General features: G+C 49.9%; 14 protein-coding genes. 3 read left to right on the plus strand and 11 right to left on the minus strand.

The window, feature by feature from the left end:
• Window positions 1-12 precede the first annotated feature (12 nt).
• The 3 genes from ACR9Y8_RS02770 to ACR9Y8_RS02780 all read right to left on the minus strand — a co-directional run bounded on the left by ACR9Y8_RS02770 (window position 13) and on the right by ACR9Y8_RS02780 (window position 3,550).
• Window positions 13-750 carry a glycosyltransferase family 2 protein gene (locus tag ACR9Y8_RS02770; RefSeq protein WP_481211701.1) on the minus strand — a complete coding sequence of 246 codons (738 nt, stop codon included), beginning with the start codon at window positions 748-750 and terminating at the stop codon, window positions 13-15.
• A gap of 91 nt (window positions 751-841) precedes the next feature.
• Window positions 842-1,639 carry a glycosyltransferase family 2 protein gene (locus tag ACR9Y8_RS02775; protein ID WP_481216209.1) on the minus strand — a complete coding sequence of 266 codons (798 nt, stop codon included), beginning with the start codon at window positions 1,637-1,639 and terminating at the stop codon, window positions 842-844.
• Between the two features lie 87 nt (window positions 1,640-1,726).
• The gene (locus tag ACR9Y8_RS02780; RefSeq protein WP_481211702.1) at window positions 1,727-3,550 is read right to left on the minus strand and encodes an ABC transporter ATP-binding protein; all 1,824 of its coding nucleotides are present in this window, start codon (window positions 3,548-3,550) and stop codon (window positions 1,727-1,729) included.
• A gap of 422 nt (window positions 3,551-3,972) precedes the next feature.
• On the opposite strand from ACR9Y8_RS02780, the gene ACR9Y8_RS02785 reads away from it, so the two are divergent.
• Both ACR9Y8_RS02785 and ACR9Y8_RS02790 read left to right on the plus strand, forming a co-directional pair.
• On the plus strand, window positions 3,973-5,028 hold the full coding sequence (locus tag ACR9Y8_RS02785; RefSeq protein ID WP_481211703.1) for a DUF6340 family protein: 1,056 nt from the start codon (window positions 3,973-3,975) through the stop codon (window positions 5,026-5,028).
• Window positions 5,029-5,205: 177 nt separating this feature from the next.
• Window positions 5,206-5,664: a biliverdin-producing heme oxygenase gene (locus ACR9Y8_RS02790; RefSeq protein WP_481211704.1), complete on the plus strand. Its 459-nt coding sequence runs from the start codon at window positions 5,206-5,208 to the stop codon at window positions 5,662-5,664.
• Here the strand turns inward: ACR9Y8_RS02790 and ACR9Y8_RS02795 are convergent.
• The 6 genes from ACR9Y8_RS02795 to ACR9Y8_RS02820 all read right to left on the minus strand — a co-directional run bounded on the left by ACR9Y8_RS02795 (window position 5,625) and on the right by ACR9Y8_RS02820 (window position 15,988).
• The gene (locus ACR9Y8_RS02795) at window positions 5,625-6,056 is read right to left on the minus strand and encodes a response regulator (RefSeq protein WP_481211705.1); all 432 of its coding nucleotides are present in this window, start codon (window positions 6,054-6,056) and stop codon (window positions 5,625-5,627) included. The genes ACR9Y8_RS02790 and ACR9Y8_RS02795 overlap by 40 nt on opposite strands.
• Window positions 6,057-6,078: 22 nt before the next feature.
• Window positions 6,079-10,647, minus strand: a complete 4,569-nt coding sequence (locus tag ACR9Y8_RS02800) for a chemotaxis protein CheB (RefSeq protein WP_481211706.1) — start codon at window positions 10,645-10,647, stop codon at window positions 6,079-6,081.
• A gap of 6 nt (window positions 10,648-10,653) precedes the next feature.
• On the minus strand, window positions 10,654-12,183 hold the full coding sequence (locus tag ACR9Y8_RS02805; RefSeq protein WP_481211707.1) for a GAF domain-containing protein: 1,530 nt from the start codon (window positions 12,181-12,183) through the stop codon (window positions 10,654-10,656).
• Between the two features lie 204 nt (window positions 12,184-12,387).
• On the minus strand, window positions 12,388-12,720 hold the full coding sequence (locus ACR9Y8_RS02810; RefSeq protein WP_481211708.1) for a hypothetical protein: 333 nt from the start codon (window positions 12,718-12,720) through the stop codon (window positions 12,388-12,390).
• A gap of 2 nt (window positions 12,721-12,722) precedes the next feature.
• Entirely contained in the window at window positions 12,723-13,622 is a 900-nt protein-coding gene (locus ACR9Y8_RS02815; RefSeq protein ID WP_481211709.1) for a helix-turn-helix domain-containing protein, read from the minus strand.
• Between the two features lie 86 nt (window positions 13,623-13,708).
• Entirely contained in the window at window positions 13,709-15,988 is a 2,280-nt protein-coding gene (locus tag ACR9Y8_RS02820) for a GAF domain-containing protein (RefSeq protein ID WP_481211710.1), read from the minus strand.
• A gap of 87 nt (window positions 15,989-16,075) precedes the next feature.
• Between ACR9Y8_RS02820 and ACR9Y8_RS02825 the strand changes: the two genes are divergently transcribed.
• A complete protein-coding gene (locus ACR9Y8_RS02825; protein WP_481211711.1) occupies window positions 16,076-16,513 on the plus strand; it encodes a RidA family protein in 438 nt (145 codons plus the stop codon).
• Here the strand turns inward: ACR9Y8_RS02825 and ACR9Y8_RS02830 are convergent.
• Window positions 16,497-17,918 carry a polysaccharide lyase 6 family protein gene (locus ACR9Y8_RS02830; RefSeq protein ID WP_481211712.1) on the minus strand — a complete coding sequence of 474 codons (1,422 nt, stop codon included), beginning with the start codon at window positions 17,916-17,918 and terminating at the stop codon, window positions 16,497-16,499. The genes ACR9Y8_RS02825 and ACR9Y8_RS02830 overlap by 17 nt on opposite strands.
• 262 nt (window positions 17,919-18,180) lie before the next feature.
• A complete protein-coding gene (locus ACR9Y8_RS02835) occupies window positions 18,181-18,942 on the minus strand; it encodes a class I SAM-dependent methyltransferase (protein WP_481211713.1) in 762 nt (253 codons plus the stop codon).
• Between the last annotated feature and the right edge of the window lie 8 nt (window positions 18,943-18,950).

Below are 18,950 nucleotides of genomic sequence, written 5' to 3' on the forward strand. Positions count from 1 at the left end.
TTTTACTAACCGTTAATATTCCCAGAAATCTTTTTCGCCCTGCAGCTTTTTCTTGTAACGCTTGTATAGCATGCGCAGGTACATCATCCAGCCCATGCTTTGGCGGATCAGCTGCAGCTTATCCTGTTTAAAGGGAATATCATTGGTGACGGAGGAGAAGCCCGTCATATCATAGCGCACGATGGTGATTGGAAAGAACAGTTTTTTAAAGCTGTTATCGCCCCATACACGGATATTCAGGGCGTAGTCTGCATATACTTTGTAACGGAGATCATACTGGTATTTGCGGAGCGCCTTCGCCGGGTAGATGATCACCTGGTGGTTCATGCAATGTTTGGCCAGCCGGTAGCTGGTGAATTTGCCGATCAGCAGTTCAGGTGTTGCGCCGCTGGCGCCGTAATAAGGCTCGCTGTTGCCGTAGTACACCGCATTTTCATCCTGCAGCTTTGCCGCCAGCTCACTGAAGCCGGGCAGCAAGCGGTCGTCTGCGCCCATGAAGTAGCACCATTTGCCTTTGGCTCGCTGTATGCCTTTGTTCATGGCATCATAAATGCCTGCATCGGGCCCGCTGGTCCAGGAAAGACGGGGATCATCCGTTGCCTTCAGGATCCCGATGGTATTGTCGGTGCTGCCGCCATCCATCACCAGTATTTCAAGATCTTTAAAAGACTGTTCCAGGATGGATGCCAGGCATTCCTTTAAATGCAGGCCGGCGTTATAGGTGGCAATAATAATACTGAGCGTGTTCAACGGGAAAATACATTACGCATGTAATACAGGGAGACCGGTGTGTTCATAGGTACGGTCAACAGGATCATATGGCTATGGTATGTTACTATACTTACACTTCGGCGTAACCGTCAGGACAGAAAACAAGCTTGTTGATCTTTGTTTCGCTATAACGCAGGTCGTTCACCACATACTGTGATTTTGAATTGGCGTTATGATGCAGATGGAAGCAAACAGCGGCCAGTTTCAGGCGTTTCTTCAATACGCCTGCGTTGATCAACCTGGCAGCGAACTCGCAGTCTTCAGAGCCCCAGCCAAAGAACTGGTTGTTATACCCGTTAATGGCGATGAAGTCTTCTCTCCAGAAGGCGAGGTTGCAGGCCTTGATATTATCAGAGCTGTAGGGATTTGTTTTGATCAGGAATGATAATGCCGGGAAGCGCAGCGCATTGAAGCGGCTCTTGATACCTCTTGAGAAGAAGTTCAGGCTGGTATTGCCACTCCGCAGGATCCCCATGGTAGTGCTTTCACCGATCATGGTGCGGGCGCCCTGCACGAAATGACCTCTCTGGGCGTTGCGAACATGATCTTCGATAAAGCGGGGATGCGGAATGATATCGCCGTCTATTTCGATGATATAGTCCGATGTGGACAGTTTTACTGCTTTATTGAGGACGATCCCTTTTCTGAAACCCTGATCTTCATGCCAGGCATGTTTTATGGGCATGTTGAAGATCTTGCGGTAACGGTTGATCAGGTGCTCGGTCTCATAGCCTGAGCCATCGTCGGCGATCAAAATCTCGTCGGGCAATTGCGTTTGCTGCAATATGCTCTCGAAGATGATCTCAAGGGCCCGCGGCCAGTTGTAAGTTGAGATCAGTATACCTACTGAAAAATCCCTGTTCGCCATCAAATTTGTACTTTTTTGCTTTAAAATGTGAAGGCCGTTGCTACGCGCCTCATAAGTATAACGTACTATACGCTAATTTGTTACTCATCAATTTGCGCTAAAGGTTTGCATTTCTATCAGCTTGCGGTATAATCCATTCTTTTCTAAGAGTCCGGTATGTGTTCCCTGCTCAACAATTCTGCCACTTTCCAGCACAATGATGAGATCAGCATTTTGTATGGTGCTGAGACGGTGTGCGATCACCAGCGAAGTACGGTTCTTCATCAGGTTGTTCAGGGCATCCTGCACCATACGTTCTGATTCCGTATCCAGCGCAGAGGTGGCTTCGTCCAGCAGCATAATGGGCGGATTACGCAGTACGGCGCGTGCGATACAGATGCGCTGACGCTGCCCTCCTGATAATTTAACGCCTTTATCGCCTATATTCGTCTGGTAACCGTGCTCGGTTGCCATAATAAAATCATGCGCATTGGCGATCCTCGCTGCTTCCTGCACCTCTTCCAAAGTGGCGCCCGGTTTCCCGAAGGCGATATTATTAAAAACAGTATCATTGAACAGGATCGATTCCTGGTTTACAATGCCCATCAGCTGGCGCACAGAATCCATCTGGAAAGACTGGATGCTTTCGCCGTCTACCAGGATATGGCCTGATTGCGGCTGGATGAAGCGGGGGATCAGGTCCATCAGGGTGGACTTACCACCACCGGAAGGCCCTACCAGCGCCACTGTCTTTCCTTTGGGGATGGTCAGGTTGATGCCATCCAGTACCACCCGCTCATTATAGGCAAAGCGAACGTTGTCGAAACGGATCTCCTTATTAAAATTAGTAATAGGTTTTGCGCCGGGTGCATCCTTGATCAGCGGTTTCTCATCTATCAGGGCCAGTACACGCTCTCCTGCGGCAATACCGGAGTGAATACCGGTGAACGCCTGGGAAAGGGCCTTTGCCGGGCGCATGATCTGTGAGAACAGTGCGATATAAGCAATGAAAGCAGCTGCATCCAGTCCGCCATCCTTCGCCAGCACCAGGGAGCCGCCATACAATACGATACAGGCCACCATCACTACGCCCAGGGTCTCCGATACCGGGGAAGCCAGCTGCTGCCGTTTAGACATACTCCGGATGATATTGGAATACCTGACGTTCTCCCTGTTGAAACGGCTCTTGATGAATTCGGTGGCGTTGAAAGCCTTGATGATCTTCACACCGGCCAGGGCCTCATCCAGGTAACTGATCATATTTCCGTATGATTCATGCGAGGCGACAGCCTGCTCTTTCAAACGGGATACGATCCTGGAGATGATAAAGCCGGAAATAGGGATGATCAGCATAGAGGCCAGGGTAAGCTTATAAGAGATCACGAACAGCATTACCAGGTAAGTGATCAGCGTTAAAGGCTCTTTAAAGATCACCTGCAGAGTGCCTGTTACCGTGTACTGCACCACCTGTACATCCGACGCGATCTTCGACATGATATCGCCTTTCCTTTCATTATTAAAATAGCCCAGGTGCAGGTCCATTACATTATTAAACACCGCCTTTCTCAGGTTCAGCAAGGTATGGATCCTCAGGGCCTCCATGGTACGTTCCGAGAAATAACGGAAGATGTTGCCCAGGAACACAGATACCACAATGATCGAGCACGCAAAGAGCAATGTTTTGTAAACGCCATACTTCACATATATGATAGATGAGTAATAATACATCATCTTAAAAATGTCGTAATAATGGGCCGGCTTTGCTACTACCTGCTTCGTTGCGTTCTGATCAAAGAGCGTGGTCACCAGCGGCGCCAGTAATGCCAGGTTCAACGCACCAAACAACACGGATAAAAGTGTAAAGATGATATAGGGAATCGCATACTTTTCGATCGGTTTAGCAAAGGACAAGAGCCGGAAATATGTCTTCATTAATTACTATAATTATATATATAAAACGGCAAAATTAGCACTTATTTATGAAACGCCCCTCACAATCATGGAATTAGGCCTTTTCCCTCCGGCTGAAAACGGGATCAAGGCTATTTCCATACGCGGTTCGCGACGCGGCAAAGGATCAAGTACTAAAGAGCATGCGGTTTTAGTCCTAAAAAATAGATAGAACAAGGTATACCAGGGTTATACGGATTTGGTTGATAATCTACATACACTGGTTATATATGACTCAAAATTATAATTTTTATTCTTATTTCCTAATATCTCAGGCGCTTATACTTAAATTATTTTCACATGACCAGACAAAGCAGCGATAATTGTATATAAATTATATTATATTTATCCTTCGAAAAGGAGCATTCAATTAACACGAGGGACAATATTTCAACCACTATCCTATGCCTGGAACAAACTGCGTGAAAAACCTGGTTTTCATTGCCTTAACAGCCATTACCTGCATTTCCTGCAAATCTACTGAACTGGTGTATATCAATGTACTGAAACCCGCGCCAGTGACCTTACCGGCTTACGTTAAAACGCCCGGTGTGGTAAACAGGACCACCGTTGCCGCACAGCACAAGGCCGTAGATGCCGTGGATAAGATCTTCAGCCTGGAAGGCGCACAACTGGACAAGGAAGGCGCGCAAAGCAGCGTTAGCGGCCTGACCGATGAGCTGCTGAAGAACAACCGTTTTGAGAATGTAAAAGCACTGGGCGAGCTGGATCTGAGCACCAATGCCCCCGGACTTTTCTCTGCACCGCTCACCTGGGAAACCGTGGATAAAATATGCCGCGATAACCACGTAGACGCCCTGTTCTCGCTGGAGCTCTTTGACACCGACTCAAAGATCAGCTATGCGGCTAAACCCGTTTCACTGAAAACGCCCCTGGGTAATGTGCCCGGCATTGAGCACCAGGCCAGCATGCTGACCACGGTAAAAACGGGATGGCGGATCTATGATCCTGCCAGCAGGAATATCCTGGATGAATTCCCGGTGGCAAGAGACCTTACTTTCTCCGGCAGGGGCATCAACCCCGCTGCTGCAGCAGCTGCACTGCTCAATCGCAAGGAAGCGGTAAAGCAGGTTAGCAGCGAAGCAGGGCAAAACTATGCGATGCGCTTAATTCCGTATCGCATCAGGGTTACAAGGGATTATTATGTGAAGGGCACAGATAATTTCAGGACTGCGCGCCGCAAAGCACAAACAGGCAACTGGGATGGCGCCGCAGCTATCTGGAAGAAGGAGACCACGAACCCCAGCAGCACAGTGGCAGGCAGGGCCTGTTATAACATGGCCATCATCTGTGAGATCAACGGAGAGCTGGAACTGGCCATTAAATGGTCGCAAAAAGCTTATGAAGAATATAACAACCGTCTTGCGCTGAACTATATCCGTATACTGAAGAACCGGCAGGCAAACGACGAGCTCCTGAAACAACAGCAGGCAGAATAATGCGTTTTGTGATGAATGATGCTTATTTTTAAGCAATGACACACAAAACGGCCACCACTGCGGAACTGATCAAACAAGCAACAGCACCTGCTCATGCCAGCGCAGAGAAGGCGTTAATCCGTCACATAAAAAGCATTCGTACAGCAGCAGATTATGCATCTCTGTTGTACTGTTTCTATGGCTATTTTGCACCGATGGAAGCGCATTGAAGCGCTCAGCGGCACATCGATACCCGACGCAGCGCTAAGGCGAAAGGCTGCCCGTATATTGACAGACCTGCAGGCGCTTGGATTCCCGGCGCCACAGCATATTGCGCTTCAGCTGCCTGCTTTGCATCACACTGCTGAAGCACTGGCCTGTCAATATGTGCTGGAAGGTTCCACACTGGGAGGCGCCGTGATCAAAAAGATGATCAACGGGCAGTGCCCTACCCTTCCCGAAACGACCTTCTCTTTCTTTTCGGGCTACGGTGAACAGAACAGAGACATGTGGCTGTTGTTCCTGGACAGCCTTAACGCCGCGCTTACAACGCCCACAGATACCCGTTTGGCGATGGATGCCGCCAATGCCTGTTTTACCGGGCTGGAAGAATGGATCTATACGTTTTTCACTGTGCCCAATGGAGGGCTGCAATAGCTTAAAAGCTGCCTGATCACCTTTCCGAGGCTTTCATAGTTCATGGGTTTAGTGATACAGACCGTGCCGTTGCTCCTGGAGAACTCAATGTCAGAGATACTGGTGGATGTAGTGAAGATCACTACGGGAATGCCAGTCCATTCTTTCCGGCTGCGTATAGCCTTTAATGTTTGTCGCCCGTCCATCCTGGGCATGTTCATATCCAGGATAATGAGATTGGGAAAAGGCTTGCCGCTCTGTTCCAGGAAGTGCAGCATAGCAATTCCCTCCTCGCCTCCAGGCGCTTTTAACACGGTAATGTCCGGGTACAGGCTTTCGATAGATTCTCCAAAGATTAACAGGTCATCCTCATCATCATCTATATAGAGGATGCCTGGTGTTTCATCTGCCATAAAATAAAGGTGTCGTACTGCGTTATATTTGATTTGCCCTTGTTACTTCTTCATCTACATGTGGCCGGCCTGGTTGTTCTGCCGGCAGTACGATCGTAAACGATGCCCCATCGTTCTCCCTGCTTTTTGCTATAATAACTCCGTGGTGCCTTTCCACGATCTTTTTCGCGATGGCCAGCCCGATGCCGGTGCCTTCATATTTTTCCTTGCTGTTCAGCCGCTGGAAAAGAGAGAAGATCTTACTGGCGTATTGTTCATCAAAACCTATTCCTTCATCTTTGATCGTTATCTCATACAGCCTGCCGACGGTATCTTTCATGTTGGGATAGCTGGCTGCGCCGACAGTTCTTGCCCTTACTGCGATCACAGGCGCTTCTCCCGGTTTATGGAATTTCAGGGAGTTGCCGATAATGTTCTGGAACAGCTGCCGCATCTGGCCGGGCACCGCCTGGATGAGAGGCAATTTGCCTGCCTGTATCCTGGCGCCTTTTTCATGGATCACCAGTTCCAGGTCCTGCAGGATGTCCCGCAGGATATTGTTAAGGTCTACTTCTTCAAACAGGTTCTCGCTTGAGAGGCGCGAGTAGGATAACACATCATTTATCAGGTTGGTAGCCCTGGAAGAAGCGCTGATAATACGGTCGATATAGGCAGAGAGATTGTGCTCATTATTCTTTCCTTCGCCAAAATGGTCCCTGATCAAGCCGCTGAACAGGTGGATCTTGCGCAATGGCTCCTTCAGATCATGAGAAGCCACGGAAGCGAACTGCATGAGATCCGTATTGCTGTCTTCCAGCTTCTTGTTCAGTAAACGTAACGCGCGGGTGCGTTCCTGGATCTTATCTTCCAGCAGCTTTTCTGCTGCTTTCTGATCCTGTATGTCTGTACAGGTGCCGAACCATTTGATAATATCTCCGTCATCGTCACGCATGGGGGTGGCGCGCCCCAGGAACCAGCGGTACATATCATCAAACCGTTTGAGCCGGTATTCTATTTCATAAGGATTACCGGTTTGCAGTGACTTTTTCCAAAGGTCCTCAGTGCGCCCTTTATCGTCGGGATGCAATGCAGCTACCCAGCCATCGCCTTTGGATTGCTCATAAGTGAGGCCCGTATACTCATACCACTGCTGGTTGAAGAAATCTACATAACCATCTGTGCGGGTGGCCCACACCATCTGCGGCATGAAGTTAGTCACAAACTGGAACTGGTCTATCAGCGATTGCATTTCCATATTCTTCTGGCGCAGCTGCTGGGTACTGTGCTCCAGCGGCGTTACGTCTACCATTGCGCCGATCATACGGTAAGGCATACCCTGATCATCCAGCAGCAGCGTGCCCCTGTCCAGCACATGGGCATATTCCCCATCCGACTTCATGAAACGATACGCTATATTAAATTCTTTAGCAGTACCCTGCAGTAAGGAGCTGAAGGCGTCTTTTACCAGCTGCTGATCGTCAGGATGGATGTGCTGCAACCTGAAAGCGTGGCTCCGTGTTTCAGGCTCAGCTGCATCAAATGAGAAAAGCTCGTAATAGCTGTCGCTCCACCACAGCTCGTTACGGGCAAAGTTCCAGTCCCATATCACATCATTGGTGAGGGAAGCCACCATTCTGAAGCGTTCTTCGCTGATCTCCAGGTCGCGGGTGCGTTCCTTTATTTTCTGTTCCAGCTGTTCATTCAGCTCGCGCAGCGTTTCCTTAGTAACCAGCAATTCATTATAGTTCCTGCGCAGCTTTTCTTCTGCCTCTTTACGTTGGGTAATATCTGTGAGCACCAGCACAAAGCCATCCTGTTTCTTGCTGATGGCGGCCTGGAACCAATGTTTGGCGCCGTTCTTTGCAAAGTTGATCTCCATGAAGCCGGGCCTGCCGGTGTTCACCACATCCGTATAGCGTTTAAAAAGGCCCGGAGTGGCCAGTTCCGGAAAATTGTCTTTCAGGAGCAGGCGTTCTTCCTTGCGCCCCTTTCCCAGCAGCTGGTAGGCAGCAGTGTTGGCGATAGTACAAACGAAGTTGATCACCTGCCCTTCCCTGCGTTCTGTTTCAAACACCAGGATGGGATGCGCACTGGCATCAAACACGCTTTTGATAATACTGTTCAGGTTTTTGGTAGCAGATACATCTACCAGGGTGATCACAAGCCCATCCCGTATCTTGTCCTGCCGTATGTAAGGCAGTATGCGGATCAGGTATACAGCGCCGCTGTCCAGCTCTATTTCCCGTTCTATCACGGAGCCTGTCTTGTTGGCCTGGCGGATATCTTCGAGGAAGGTGCTGGACCTGATATGATGCGTGATATGATCGATCGGCCGTCCTATATCGCTGTCAATAATATTGATCACCGTGCAGGCGGCTTTATTGAAACGGCGGATGCGCAGGTCACGATCCAGGAAGATCTGGCCTATGAGGGAGCTTTGCAGGTAGTTGCTGATATCATCATTCAGCTCTACCAGTTCCTTGATCCTGAGCTGATGCTCGGTATTAAGGGTATGCAGCTCTTCATTGAGCGACTGGAGCTCCTCGTTGGAGCTTTGCAGCTCTTCATTGGCGGACTGCAATTCTTCGTTAGAGCTCTGCAGCTCTTCATTGGCTGTTTCCAGCCCTTCCACGGCCATCTGGAGATTAGTGCGGGTTTCTCTCAGCTCATCTTCCAGCTGCCGTACGTAATGGTCTTTCTGCAGGAGGCTCATGTCCTGAATGGCAACAGGCGCCTTCTCTACATCCATGATACTGTCTGCCAGGACCACCAGTGTATAGCTGCCATGCGTGGTTTCTGATGGCGGATAAACGAAAATATCCATCAGCCTTGGCTCGTTATCGATCCTGGCCTTTACATGCCTGAACTCCTGGGGCTTGTTTTCTTTCTGGCACTTGCGAAGGGCAGTGCTCAGCAGGGCAGACAGCTCTGAGGGCGCCATTTTCAAAAGATGCAGGGCGCTCAGCTTATCGGGCAGCGACAGGAATCTCCTGAAATTGCCTACAGCCTCTTTTATCTCGTAGTTCTCATTTACATAAATTGCGGTATATCCCAGCTTATCCGCCAGGACTTTCCTGAAATCTTCTGCCAGCTGCACATCTGTTTTCACCTTCAGGGTCGGAGGCACCAATAGAGGCCCGGAGCGGCTTTTACCCGCGCTTACCCGGCGGCTGAATGCATTCTGGTCAGCCGTGCGTTTATAGATCTTCCATTTGTCATCGACCTCCGTGAAGCCCCTTCTTAATGGGGAGGGATTCTCGCTGGTGCCCAGGAACAGGTAACCACCAGGGTTCAGCGCAAAGTTCAGGGTAGCCAGGACGTTTTCCTGCAGCGGATGATTCAGGTAGATCAACAGGTTGCGGCAGGTAACGAGATCATTCCTGATAAAGGGAGGATCTTTCAGTATATCATGTGTAGCAAAGACCACCTGCTTACGGATGCGGGGTATTACGCACATCCCCTCTTCCGTTTCCATAAAGTACTCTTTCAGCACCTTTTTTTCAAGGCCCAGCAGCTGGTTATACTGATACCTTGCTTTGGAGGCTATCTCGATGGAAGATCTATCTATATCGGTGGCAAAGATCTTTACATCCAGCACTTTATTCAGCTGCTGCATGGCCATATCTATCAGGATAGACACCGTATAGGCTTCCTGGCCGGTACTGCAGGCGGTGATCCATACTTTCAGCTGGTCATAATCTTCTTTACTTTCCACCAGTTTCAGGATCACCTCGCGGTACAGGGAGGTAAAGGCATCCTTATCCCGGAAGAAGCTCGTCACCCCTATGAAGAATTCTTTTGCCAGCAATGCCGGTTCATCTTCCGCTTTCTTTACATACTGCTCATAATCATTTACCGCATCAATCTTCAGCATCTGCATACGGCGGGCGATGCGGCGCAATATCGTGGGTTGCTTATACTGAATGAAATCGTAACCGGTGCGTTTATAAACGGTGGTAAGAATGCTCTGGATACATTCATTATGCTGTTTGGACTGCGGTGTTTCCTGCGGCAGAACGCCATCGATATAGTTACAAACCTGGTTAAAAATATCTGAAGGCGGTACTACCAGGTCAGCATACCCGGATCCGATGGCGCTTTTAGGCATACCATCGAATTTAGCTGTTTTAGGGTCCTGTACCAGCACAAAGCCGCCATAGCTTTTAATGGCTTCTATTCCGCGTGTTCCATCTGTACCGGTCCCGCTTAGCAATACGCCGACCGCATAATTCCGCTGATCCCGGGCCAGCGACTGGAAGAAAGTATCGATAGCGGTATTGGGCCCTTTATCAAACTCTTTCTGGGCCAGCATCAGCAAGCCGTTCTGGATGGTCAGCTCTTTATTGTTGGGTATTACATATACCTTGCCTGCCTCTACCGCCTGTTCATGACGGGCTTCTTCCACCGGCATATAGGTATGCTTGGCCAGCAGTTCTACCAGCAGGCTTTTATAATCGGATGAAAGGTGCTGTACTACAATAAAAGCCACATTATCGCTGTCTGACACGTTATCAAACAGTTCATTAATGGCCTCCAGGCCTCCCGCGGAAGCCCCGATGCCTACCACGTAATTGTCATCTTTCTGCAGGGCGCTATTCTTTACCAAAAACATAAATCCTTAATTTAACCTGTTAAGCGTATGCTGTACCAGGAAGCCGCGGAACTGTTCCGCAGCGGCTATCTCTTCCTCATGCCAGCTCTTTGCTGTGTGATGTACGGTCTGCTGCCAAACCCGGAAAGAATGCCTGGGATGGTAGACCGTAGAATTCTGTTCAAACTGTACGGCTTCATTGGGGTTGCCGCCCCAGGAAATGGTGCGCACCATCTCGGGGCGGAAAGCTATGAGGTAATTGCCCCTGTCGGGCTGGATAGGCAATGCCATGATACCGCTGGCGCTGTCTGAAAAAGCCTTGCTTTCTTCGAACACCAGGGGCAGCTGCGCCTGGTGAAATACCTGCTGCCGGGCTTTCTGCCGCAGCCAGAACACCAGCGTTTCAATATCGCCCGCTTCGGGTGTGCTACCTTCGGTTTCTATATGCCCCTCCCAGCACAAGGCAATTCCCTCCGCATTCAGAAATTCTTTCAGCAGAACCGCGTTGCCGGCAAATGCATCCAGCATGTTGCCATTGTCTACCATATTTTCAACGATGGCGGCAAAACGGCCGGTCAGTTGCTGCCGCAGGAACACCGCCTCCGCATTCTGCAGGGAAGCGATCTTCTGGCTCAGTATATTGGAGATCATTTCCACAACGGAGCATTCCTCGAAAGAGAGGTATTTAGGTGAACGGTGATGGCAGGCGATCAAGCCCCAGAGCCGCTCCTGGTCCAGGATCCGCGCCGACATAGCCGCCACCACGTCCATATTCTTCAAATATTCTATATGCACAGACGCCACGCTGCGCAGGTCTGCATTCAGCAGATTAGTAAAACCGTTGCTGATGGGATTCAGCAATGGATATAATTTAACGGGTGCATAATCACGGTTGGGAATCAGGCGGTAGGGATTTTTTTCGTACATATCCCTTGCTGGTTTGGGAATGTCTGAAGCAGGAAAAGTAAGTCCCAGGTAAGCTTCCATGCCCGGCTCCGCTTCTTCGGCCAGTACCGTTCCGTTCCAGTTGTCATCAAAACGGTATACCATCACTTTATCAAAACCTGCAAGCTTTTTTAGTTCTCTTGCCGTGACTATACATACTTCATCTATTGCGCTACATTGATTGATATGCTGCATGACCTGTTTGATACGCTGGTAGATCTCGATAAAGGTGCGTGGCGGTGCAGCGTAAAATTCTTTCAGCTCCGCTTCTACGATAAAGCCTTCTTCTACTCCATGCAGCAGGCAGAATACCGATGCTTCCTCCTCATTTACCTTAAAGGTGAGCGTAAGCGGCAGCTTTCCTTCAAAGCCTTCCTGTATAGCTGCCAGCAGGCCTGCCCGGCTTTCGGCGCTAATGTAAGCGGATGCCTCCGCTCCTGCTACTTCCTGTACCGGCCGCTTCAGCAGCTGCCGGATGTTCTCACTGACCTGTACAATCGTCTGGATATTTTTATCCAGTAAGAGCAATACCCCATGTGGCTGAATGGAATTAGTCTGATGGATCGGCAGCCTCCCGCAAAAGGTGGCGTCATAATTTTTGTGTTCTGTCACATGGCTTGATTTAAATAAAAAATTACTGTTGCGGCTACACGGAAAGCAGGCCTATCTGTATGAATAAAGCTCGGCAACTGATAACTGCTGTAATCGCTGCTCAAAAAACATGCAGGTCCGGTGATTGTTGATTTTACGTACCAGATTCAGCGGCGGCAATAATCAATTGAGGATTTTATGAAACAAAATGTGGAGTAACAATAATCAGTTTGCGGAGGGTGAAACGTGGTAATGCAGTTTGGTAATATAATGGATCAATTCTATGATGTAGGTACGCTGCAGCTCATCGGAGAAAATATAGCCGGAGCCTTTCTCCTCGTTGATCTTCTGCAGGATGTTGGCTACTTCAATATCCTGGCGGTCATCCAGGTAGAAAACAGAGCGGCCGTTATCAGTCAGCGCGGGCAGCATATGATGATAGGAGCCGCTATTGTCAGCAAGGAAGTCTTTGCGGAAAGAACAAACGTAACGGGCCATGCGGCGGCGGGGAAAATGTGCGATCACATACAGGTCCCTTGTATTAATAACAACGATCATGGCTATTGTCTGAAAGCGGAGGGCGTCACGCTGGTCTGTTTCTTAAAGAAATGATTAAAGTGCGCCGGCTCTTCGAAGCCCAGGCAATAGCTGATCTCTGAAATATTCCAGTCAGTATGTTTCAGCAGCGCTTTCGCTTCTGCGGTCAAGCGCTCGAAGATATGTTCTGTGGTAGTTTTACCGGTGGTGATGCGGATCGCGCGGTTCAGGTGGTTCACATGAACGGCCAGCTGATCGGCGAAGGCCCTGGCAGAGCGCAGGGTGAAGCGCTGATTGGGCGATTCTATCGGGAACTGCCTTTCCAGCAGCTCGGTAAAGACGGTCGTGATCCTCGCATTGGCGTCAGCATGCTGGTAGAGCTTTTCCGTAGGCTGGATCTTCAGCGCATAGTGGATGATCTCCATAATGTAGTTACGGATCAGGTCATATTTATACATATAATCTGAGCGGATCTCTTCCAGCATCTTTTCGAATACCTGGCGGATGTATTGTTCCTGTGTTTCGTTCAGCACATAACTGGGTTTGGCGCCCAGGGCAAACATTGGCAGGTCTCTGAGACTGCCTTTTAAGCGCTCTGTGAAGAAAGCTTCCTTGAATATACAGAAGTAGCCGCTGGGGTTCTCCGACTGCATCTCGTAGGTGTATGGCACATTCGGGTTAAAAAAGATGAGGGTGGGGCCGTCTGTTTCCAGGCTTTTGTCCGCATAGTGGTACACATTCTTCCCGTTCCCTATGGCTATTTTGTAAAAGTCGCGGCGGGTGTATTGCACCGGAGTTTTACCCTGGCCTACGCAGTCTTCCAGCCTGAACACATTGAAATGCCCGATATCCTGTTTAAGGTTTTCCGGCAGCCAGTTCATTTTCTGCCGGTAAAAGTCTTCCAGTGTCTCTGTTTTTGCCATAAAATGAATTTCTCTTCAAAATTACGGTTCAAAAGCTTCGCCTTATTATGAGAATCAAAGAAAAACTTGTAAAATTCAAACAATTGCTACACGGCCGTGATCTTCATACGTAATGCTTTCATTCCGGATACCCCTTGCAAATCTTCCACATCCAGGCGCTCCACCCGGCTGCCCAGCTTGCCCCTGGCTTGCAGGATCCGGACATACTGCAGGTACTCCTCCTCTTCCGCCTGACTGGAATAAACAATGGTCAGGCATCCGGCCTGCACGATCCGTTCGATACTGTCCTTCACATGCGCTTTATCGATGCGCTTCTTGACGATCTCAAAGCGGGCGTTATAGCTGCCATCCACATCGAAACGCTTCTCATCCATCCGGAAGCGGATGGCGATCGTGGCATGGTATACCAGGATCAGGGCGGTAACGTCCAGCGGAATAGGCAGCACCGTCTTGATGCAGCGGTGCGCTGCATCCATTTCACAGAGCACTTCCAGCTGCCACAGGCGGATGGCCTGTAATTTCTCCATATCAAAGCCTTCCCGGGGAGCGATGGAAGGCCCTATGTATAGGTTATGCTCTACTCCATCGGTTTTAAAGCGCTCATAGTAATGCGGAAAAATGCCCTGGGCGGATGTCTGGCGGCGGTCTATCACGCTGGCCAGGTTGCTGTTGATGTCTGAGATGGTTTGCTCATACTTCCGGCGGTGTGCATGAAAGGCACCCTGCTCCTTGTCTGCTTCCCTGAAATATTGATCCACCTGCGCATGGCCGCTGAAAGGCCGGAGCAGCACGTGGATGTGCTGTTCCAGGTAATTTGTCAGCAATTGTTCGGTATCTGCCCGCAGCGGTTGGCCGAGTTGCCGGCTATGCTCCTCCAACAGCGGCTTTTCAGCTGCGAGGGCGTCCTCCGGTAATGTTTTCAGCAGGGCCGTTAAGGCATGCAGCTGCTTTTTCAGATCCTGACGGATACTGTCGTTACGCGCGTCTGACGAGCCTTTGATATCGATCTGGCCGTACAGGGGGTATACATCCGGGAATACGATCTCGTTGAGCGTGGCCTGCCGGCCTTCCTGCAGGTCGGTGATGAGCGTTTTGGCCTCTTCCCTGAACTTCCAGTATACGCTTCTGTGAATAGCGGTGTAGCGGTCCTGGATGACGGCCTGGATCTGGTTTTGCCATTCGGCCACCAGGCGTTCTATATTATCGGTCAGGTAAGGCATTACCACGTCCAGCTTATTGGCATTGATGCTGTTCAGGGCCTTGGGCATTTCAGACGCTACTTCCAGCACGCCGAACAGCTGCTGGTTTTTGACCACCGGCGCCAGGATGAAGCTGTTCACATTTTGCGATAAAAGGCGGGTGGCCATGAGGCTGCCCGGGTTGGCGGCCAGGTATTCTGCCGTATCGGCAACGGCAAAATAGCCCCTCTTCTTCAACAGGCAACGGTAAGCATTGTTGCACAGCACATCTGCCGGGGAGATATTATTGTCCTCCTGCAGGATAAAGCTGCGCGACCGGTGGCCTAAAGCGTTTGTGCTCAGGGTACCTTCTTCCTGGTCAAATATCGTCAGGCCCAGCTGAATGTGCGGCATGCGGAAGATGGAGCGGAAAATGGTCTCTATGCTTTCTTCCAGCCCATCTGCCTGGATGGACAACAGTTTCTCTTTTAGTATAGATACCGCGTTCTCTACCGTGGCATCGAACAGCGACATGATCGTGAAACCTTTGAGCAGCCAGGACTGCGGGGGGAATTTTTCCCTCCACAGGGCAATGTTGTCATAGCTGTTCAGCAGCAGATCAATATCTTCCTGGCTGAGGGGAATGGATCTTTCGGTGGGAAAGATATCCATGAAATCCGCATTGTACAGGATGCGGTAATGCTTGATGATCCCTTCTGCCGTAGGAATGTCGTAGAACAGGGGCTGGCTGAAATCCAGGCGCGTACCGTAGAATTCATTCAGGATAATGCAGCAGCTGGCAATATAGGCCTGGTCTGTATCAAAATCGCGGATATTGAAAGAAAAATCCGGACCTGCATCACGCAGTATATTTTTAAACCTTTCTGTATGATTGAAGATGATGGTCTCATAAGGAAGGGCAATGGCCTTGATCTCATTGAAAGTGAGCGCCTGCGGAAAGCAGTCGGCCAGCAGGCGGCGGATCAGCACTGCATGTTGTTCCAGCTGCGCAGGGTCTGTGAGCCCGTTCCTCAATTCAGGATAGGGAGCAATGTCGCGCAGCAGCGCCTGTGCGTGCGCAGCGCACTCATTCGATGGATCGGCAGCTTGCTTCTCCAGGTTTTCGATCAGCTGATAAAAACAAAGTGCTATTTGAAAAGGGCTGTCCGCAAATCTGTTCAGGTTCATGCTGTTTCCTATCATTTTACCGGCGGTAAAAATAATAATTTAATTGCGCTGACAGCTTTGGTTTATCTTTAAAGTTAAAACTCTGCTATGTCTTCATTCTATAAACGGCTGGCGTTCCTGGTCGCCTGTTTTATCACTACTACTGCTATGGCCCAATCCGACAAGGAAACATCGCTTCCTTTCAGTCCTTACAGGGCCGTAAACGGGTTCGTTTTTGTTTCAGGACAAATAGGCGTTAACCCGCAGACCGGCAAGCTGGTGAGCAGCAGCTTTGCGGATGAGGTGAAGCAGACCATGGCCAATATCCAAGGTGTACTGAAGCAGGCCAGCGTGGATTTTTCCAATGTGGTGACGGTAACCGTATACCTGAAAGACATTAAACAATTTGCCGACTTCAACGAGGTGTATGTAAAATATTTCCAACCACCGTTACCTGCCCGTACATGCGTAGCCGTTAAAGAGCTCGTATTAGGCGCTAATGTAGAGGTGACGGTAACGGCGGCGGTATCTAGTAAGGATCCCTGAAAGCGATAGCTGCGCTGCCCGGCTTAGCAACAGCATTCGGCCCTACCATGGCAGGCGTTAAAATACGGGCGGTAACAGCCGCTGCAGACACTTCATCCGCTCCTTTATCCAAGGGAGCGATACGTGCCTGGCCATCCATATCGCTTGTAACAACCGGGTAAGTGCCGGTGGCGGTACCGATAGCGGGACTTCCCGCCTGCAGGTGGAAGGCGCCGGTAGCATCCCGTGCCAGCAAAGGGTTGGCAGTACTGTATCCGCCGGATGGTATGCTGCCTGCGCCGTTCGTATTATACAGGATATTACCTGACCATACGGCCCCGGTATAAGGCCCTGCGATGGAAGCCCCTGCTCCCCCACCCTGTATGATGTTGTTTGCCACGGTAACGGCAGTAGCGCCTAAGCCGTTGGTGCGTCCGCTCTGTATCACATTAGCAGGGTTGTTCACCAGCGTATTGAAAGCGATCAGCACCCGGTCAGGGCGATCATGCACGGTCAGTGCAGCGCCATCTGCTACTTCTCCGTCTCCATTGCCAATATTGATAGCCGGGTTACAATTTTCAAAGTGATTGCTGTAGATGGAATGATCATCCCCGAAGATGCGGACGCCGGGGGTGTTGATAAAATAGTTGCCGTACACCAGGTTGCGGTTGCCGTGGCGTAAGGTCAAATGCGCCGGGCAGTTACGGATGGTATTGTAGCGGAAGGTGACAGCAGAGGCTTTGATGGATACCATCTCATTTTCACCCTCACATTCTTCAAAGAGGTTATATTCAATGATACTATTGCTGGAAGAAAGGCTGTAACCGCTCAGGCCTATCTGCACAGATTCTGCGCCGTTCCCCGTTTGCTGCCGGTGATCAAAGAAATAATTATGATGGATATGAATACGCTGACCTATCTGGCTGCCGGTTCCGCGCAGGGTGATAAAACGGCCCATGGCGTTCTTGTGCTGAAAGGTGTTATAGTCTACTTCATGATCATTGCCATTCAGCGCCAGGTTCTCACCATCGCCCGGTGTTTCGAACACATTCTGCGTCCAGCGGCAAAAGCTGGTGCCGCTGGCCATGGTAGCCTGCGATGCATTGTGCGTAAATTTAAAACCGCGGATGATGATGTACCGCGCCGGGCTCACGATATTAAAACCGGCAGTACCCTTAATCTCTGCACCCCCGATGGATTGCGCGGCAATGGTGATCGGCTGTGCAGCCGTACCCTGTTTATTGATGGTAATATCAGTACCGGCGGTATATACGCCATTGACCAGAACGATGACATCTCCCGGTACGGCATTATTGACGGCCGTTTGCAAGGCGGAAAGTGAACTTACCTGGATGGTGGCGGCAGATAGCGGTCCTGCCAGGCAGCAGCATAGCAACAGCAGGTAGGAACAGGCATGTGTTTTCATAAAAACGTGGTTTAAAAAGTGAGCATTATAGGGTTTTGTTTTCTGCGCAGCATATTGAAGGTAGGAAATATTTAAAGAATTGCAAACGATTGCATAGATATGCGAAAGAAGGATCAGTAAGTGGTAAAAAAGAGTAAGTGGAGGGGGGATTCATCGTATTATTACGACTAGTATAGGGGGGTGGTGTTTCACCGGGCTTTCACCGGGGTTTCATAGGGCAAAAAGGGCGTTTTTCGGGGGAAACACCGGGATAACAGTAGGCTTAATCCGGGCGGATGCAGATCCAGTGGAATTTTCTTGGTCTCCGTAATACTTTTTGTAAGAAGGGATTATTTTTCTGCAGCACCGTATAGTTAAATCCATCCAGGTCTTCCAGGCTGAAATGAAAATAATTGCCCGCCATTTCAGGGAAACCCATGCTGCTGTAATAATCAAAGGTTCGCTGCCGGGCAGCAGGCACTTCGTTCTTTTTATAGAAAAAGGTGTCTATAATATGGATCTCCCCGCCTGGCAGCAGGTGTTGCAGGGCTATGCTGATGATCTCCGGCAGGGAAGGAAAATAAGCAACAGATGCAGCGAACACGATTACATCAAAGCGTTCTGCGCCCAACACAAAATCCCTTAATTCTCCATAAATAAAACGCAGGTTAGGGGCTGTAAAAACCGCTGCGCCCTGTTCCAGCTCCGGCAGGTTGACATCCAGGCCGGTAACCTGTACATGCGGTACCTTTGCCAGCTGGTTGGACAGCCAGCCATTGCCGCAGCCCACTTCCAAGACCTGTAAGGGCTTTTGCCTGGCTTTTAGCAGAGATTGCAGCTTTTGGCAGGAGGCCTTGCGGATCAGCCACTCATGGTAATGCGGGTGGCCTGCCTCTATATCAGGGAGCTTTGCCAGCTCCTCGTTGCTGTACACCCGCCTTTCCTTTTCTCTCAGGGCCAGGTAGCGCTCTGCAAAGGTGGCATCCGGTTCAGCATCCCGGGGGATATAGACATTGTTACGTTTCTCAAGATTCGGACCGTTCATAAGTATTA

This window comes from Chitinophaga sp. SVR4-12A (assembly GCF_056754765.1).

Excerpts from the sequence above, each read along its gene's own strand:
- ACR9Y8_RS02775 (WP_481216209.1), bottom strand. The coding sequence starts at position 1,639 with ATGGCGAACAGGGATTTTTCAGTAGGTATACTGATCTCAACTTACAAC.
- ACR9Y8_RS02780 (WP_481211702.1), bottom strand. The coding sequence starts at position 3,550 with ATGAAGACATATTTCCGGCTCTTGTCCTTTGCTAAACCGATCGAAAAG.
- ACR9Y8_RS02785 (WP_481211703.1), top strand. The coding sequence starts at position 3,973 with ATGCCTGGAACAAACTGCGTGAAAAACCTGGTTTTCATTGCCTTAACA.
- ACR9Y8_RS02790 (WP_481211704.1), top strand. The coding sequence starts at position 5,206 with ATGGCTATTTTGCACCGATGGAAGCGCATTGAAGCGCTCAGCGGCACA.
- ACR9Y8_RS02795 (WP_481211705.1), bottom strand. The coding sequence starts at position 6,056 with ATGGCAGATGAAACACCAGGCATCCTCTATATAGATGATGATGAGGAT.
- ACR9Y8_RS02800 (WP_481211706.1), bottom strand. The coding sequence starts at position 10,647 with ATGTTTTTGGTAAAGAATAGCGCCCTGCAGAAAGATGACAATTACGTG.
- ACR9Y8_RS02810 (WP_481211708.1), bottom strand. The coding sequence starts at position 12,720 with ATGATCGTTGTTATTAATACAAGGGACCTGTATGTGATCGCACATTTT.
- ACR9Y8_RS02815 (WP_481211709.1), bottom strand. The coding sequence starts at position 13,622 with ATGGCAAAAACAGAGACACTGGAAGACTTTTACCGGCAGAAAATGAAC.
- ACR9Y8_RS02820 (WP_481211710.1), bottom strand. The coding sequence starts at position 15,988 with ATGAACCTGAACAGATTTGCGGACAGCCCTTTTCAAATAGCACTTTGT.
- ACR9Y8_RS02825 (WP_481211711.1), top strand. The coding sequence starts at position 16,076 with ATGTCTTCATTCTATAAACGGCTGGCGTTCCTGGTCGCCTGTTTTATC.
- ACR9Y8_RS02830 (WP_481211712.1), bottom strand. The coding sequence starts at position 17,918 with ATGAAAACACATGCCTGTTCCTACCTGCTGTTGCTATGCTGCTGCCTG.
- ACR9Y8_RS02835 (WP_481211713.1), bottom strand. The coding sequence starts at position 18,942 with ATGAACGGTCCGAATCTTGAGAAACGTAACAATGTCTATATCCCCCGG.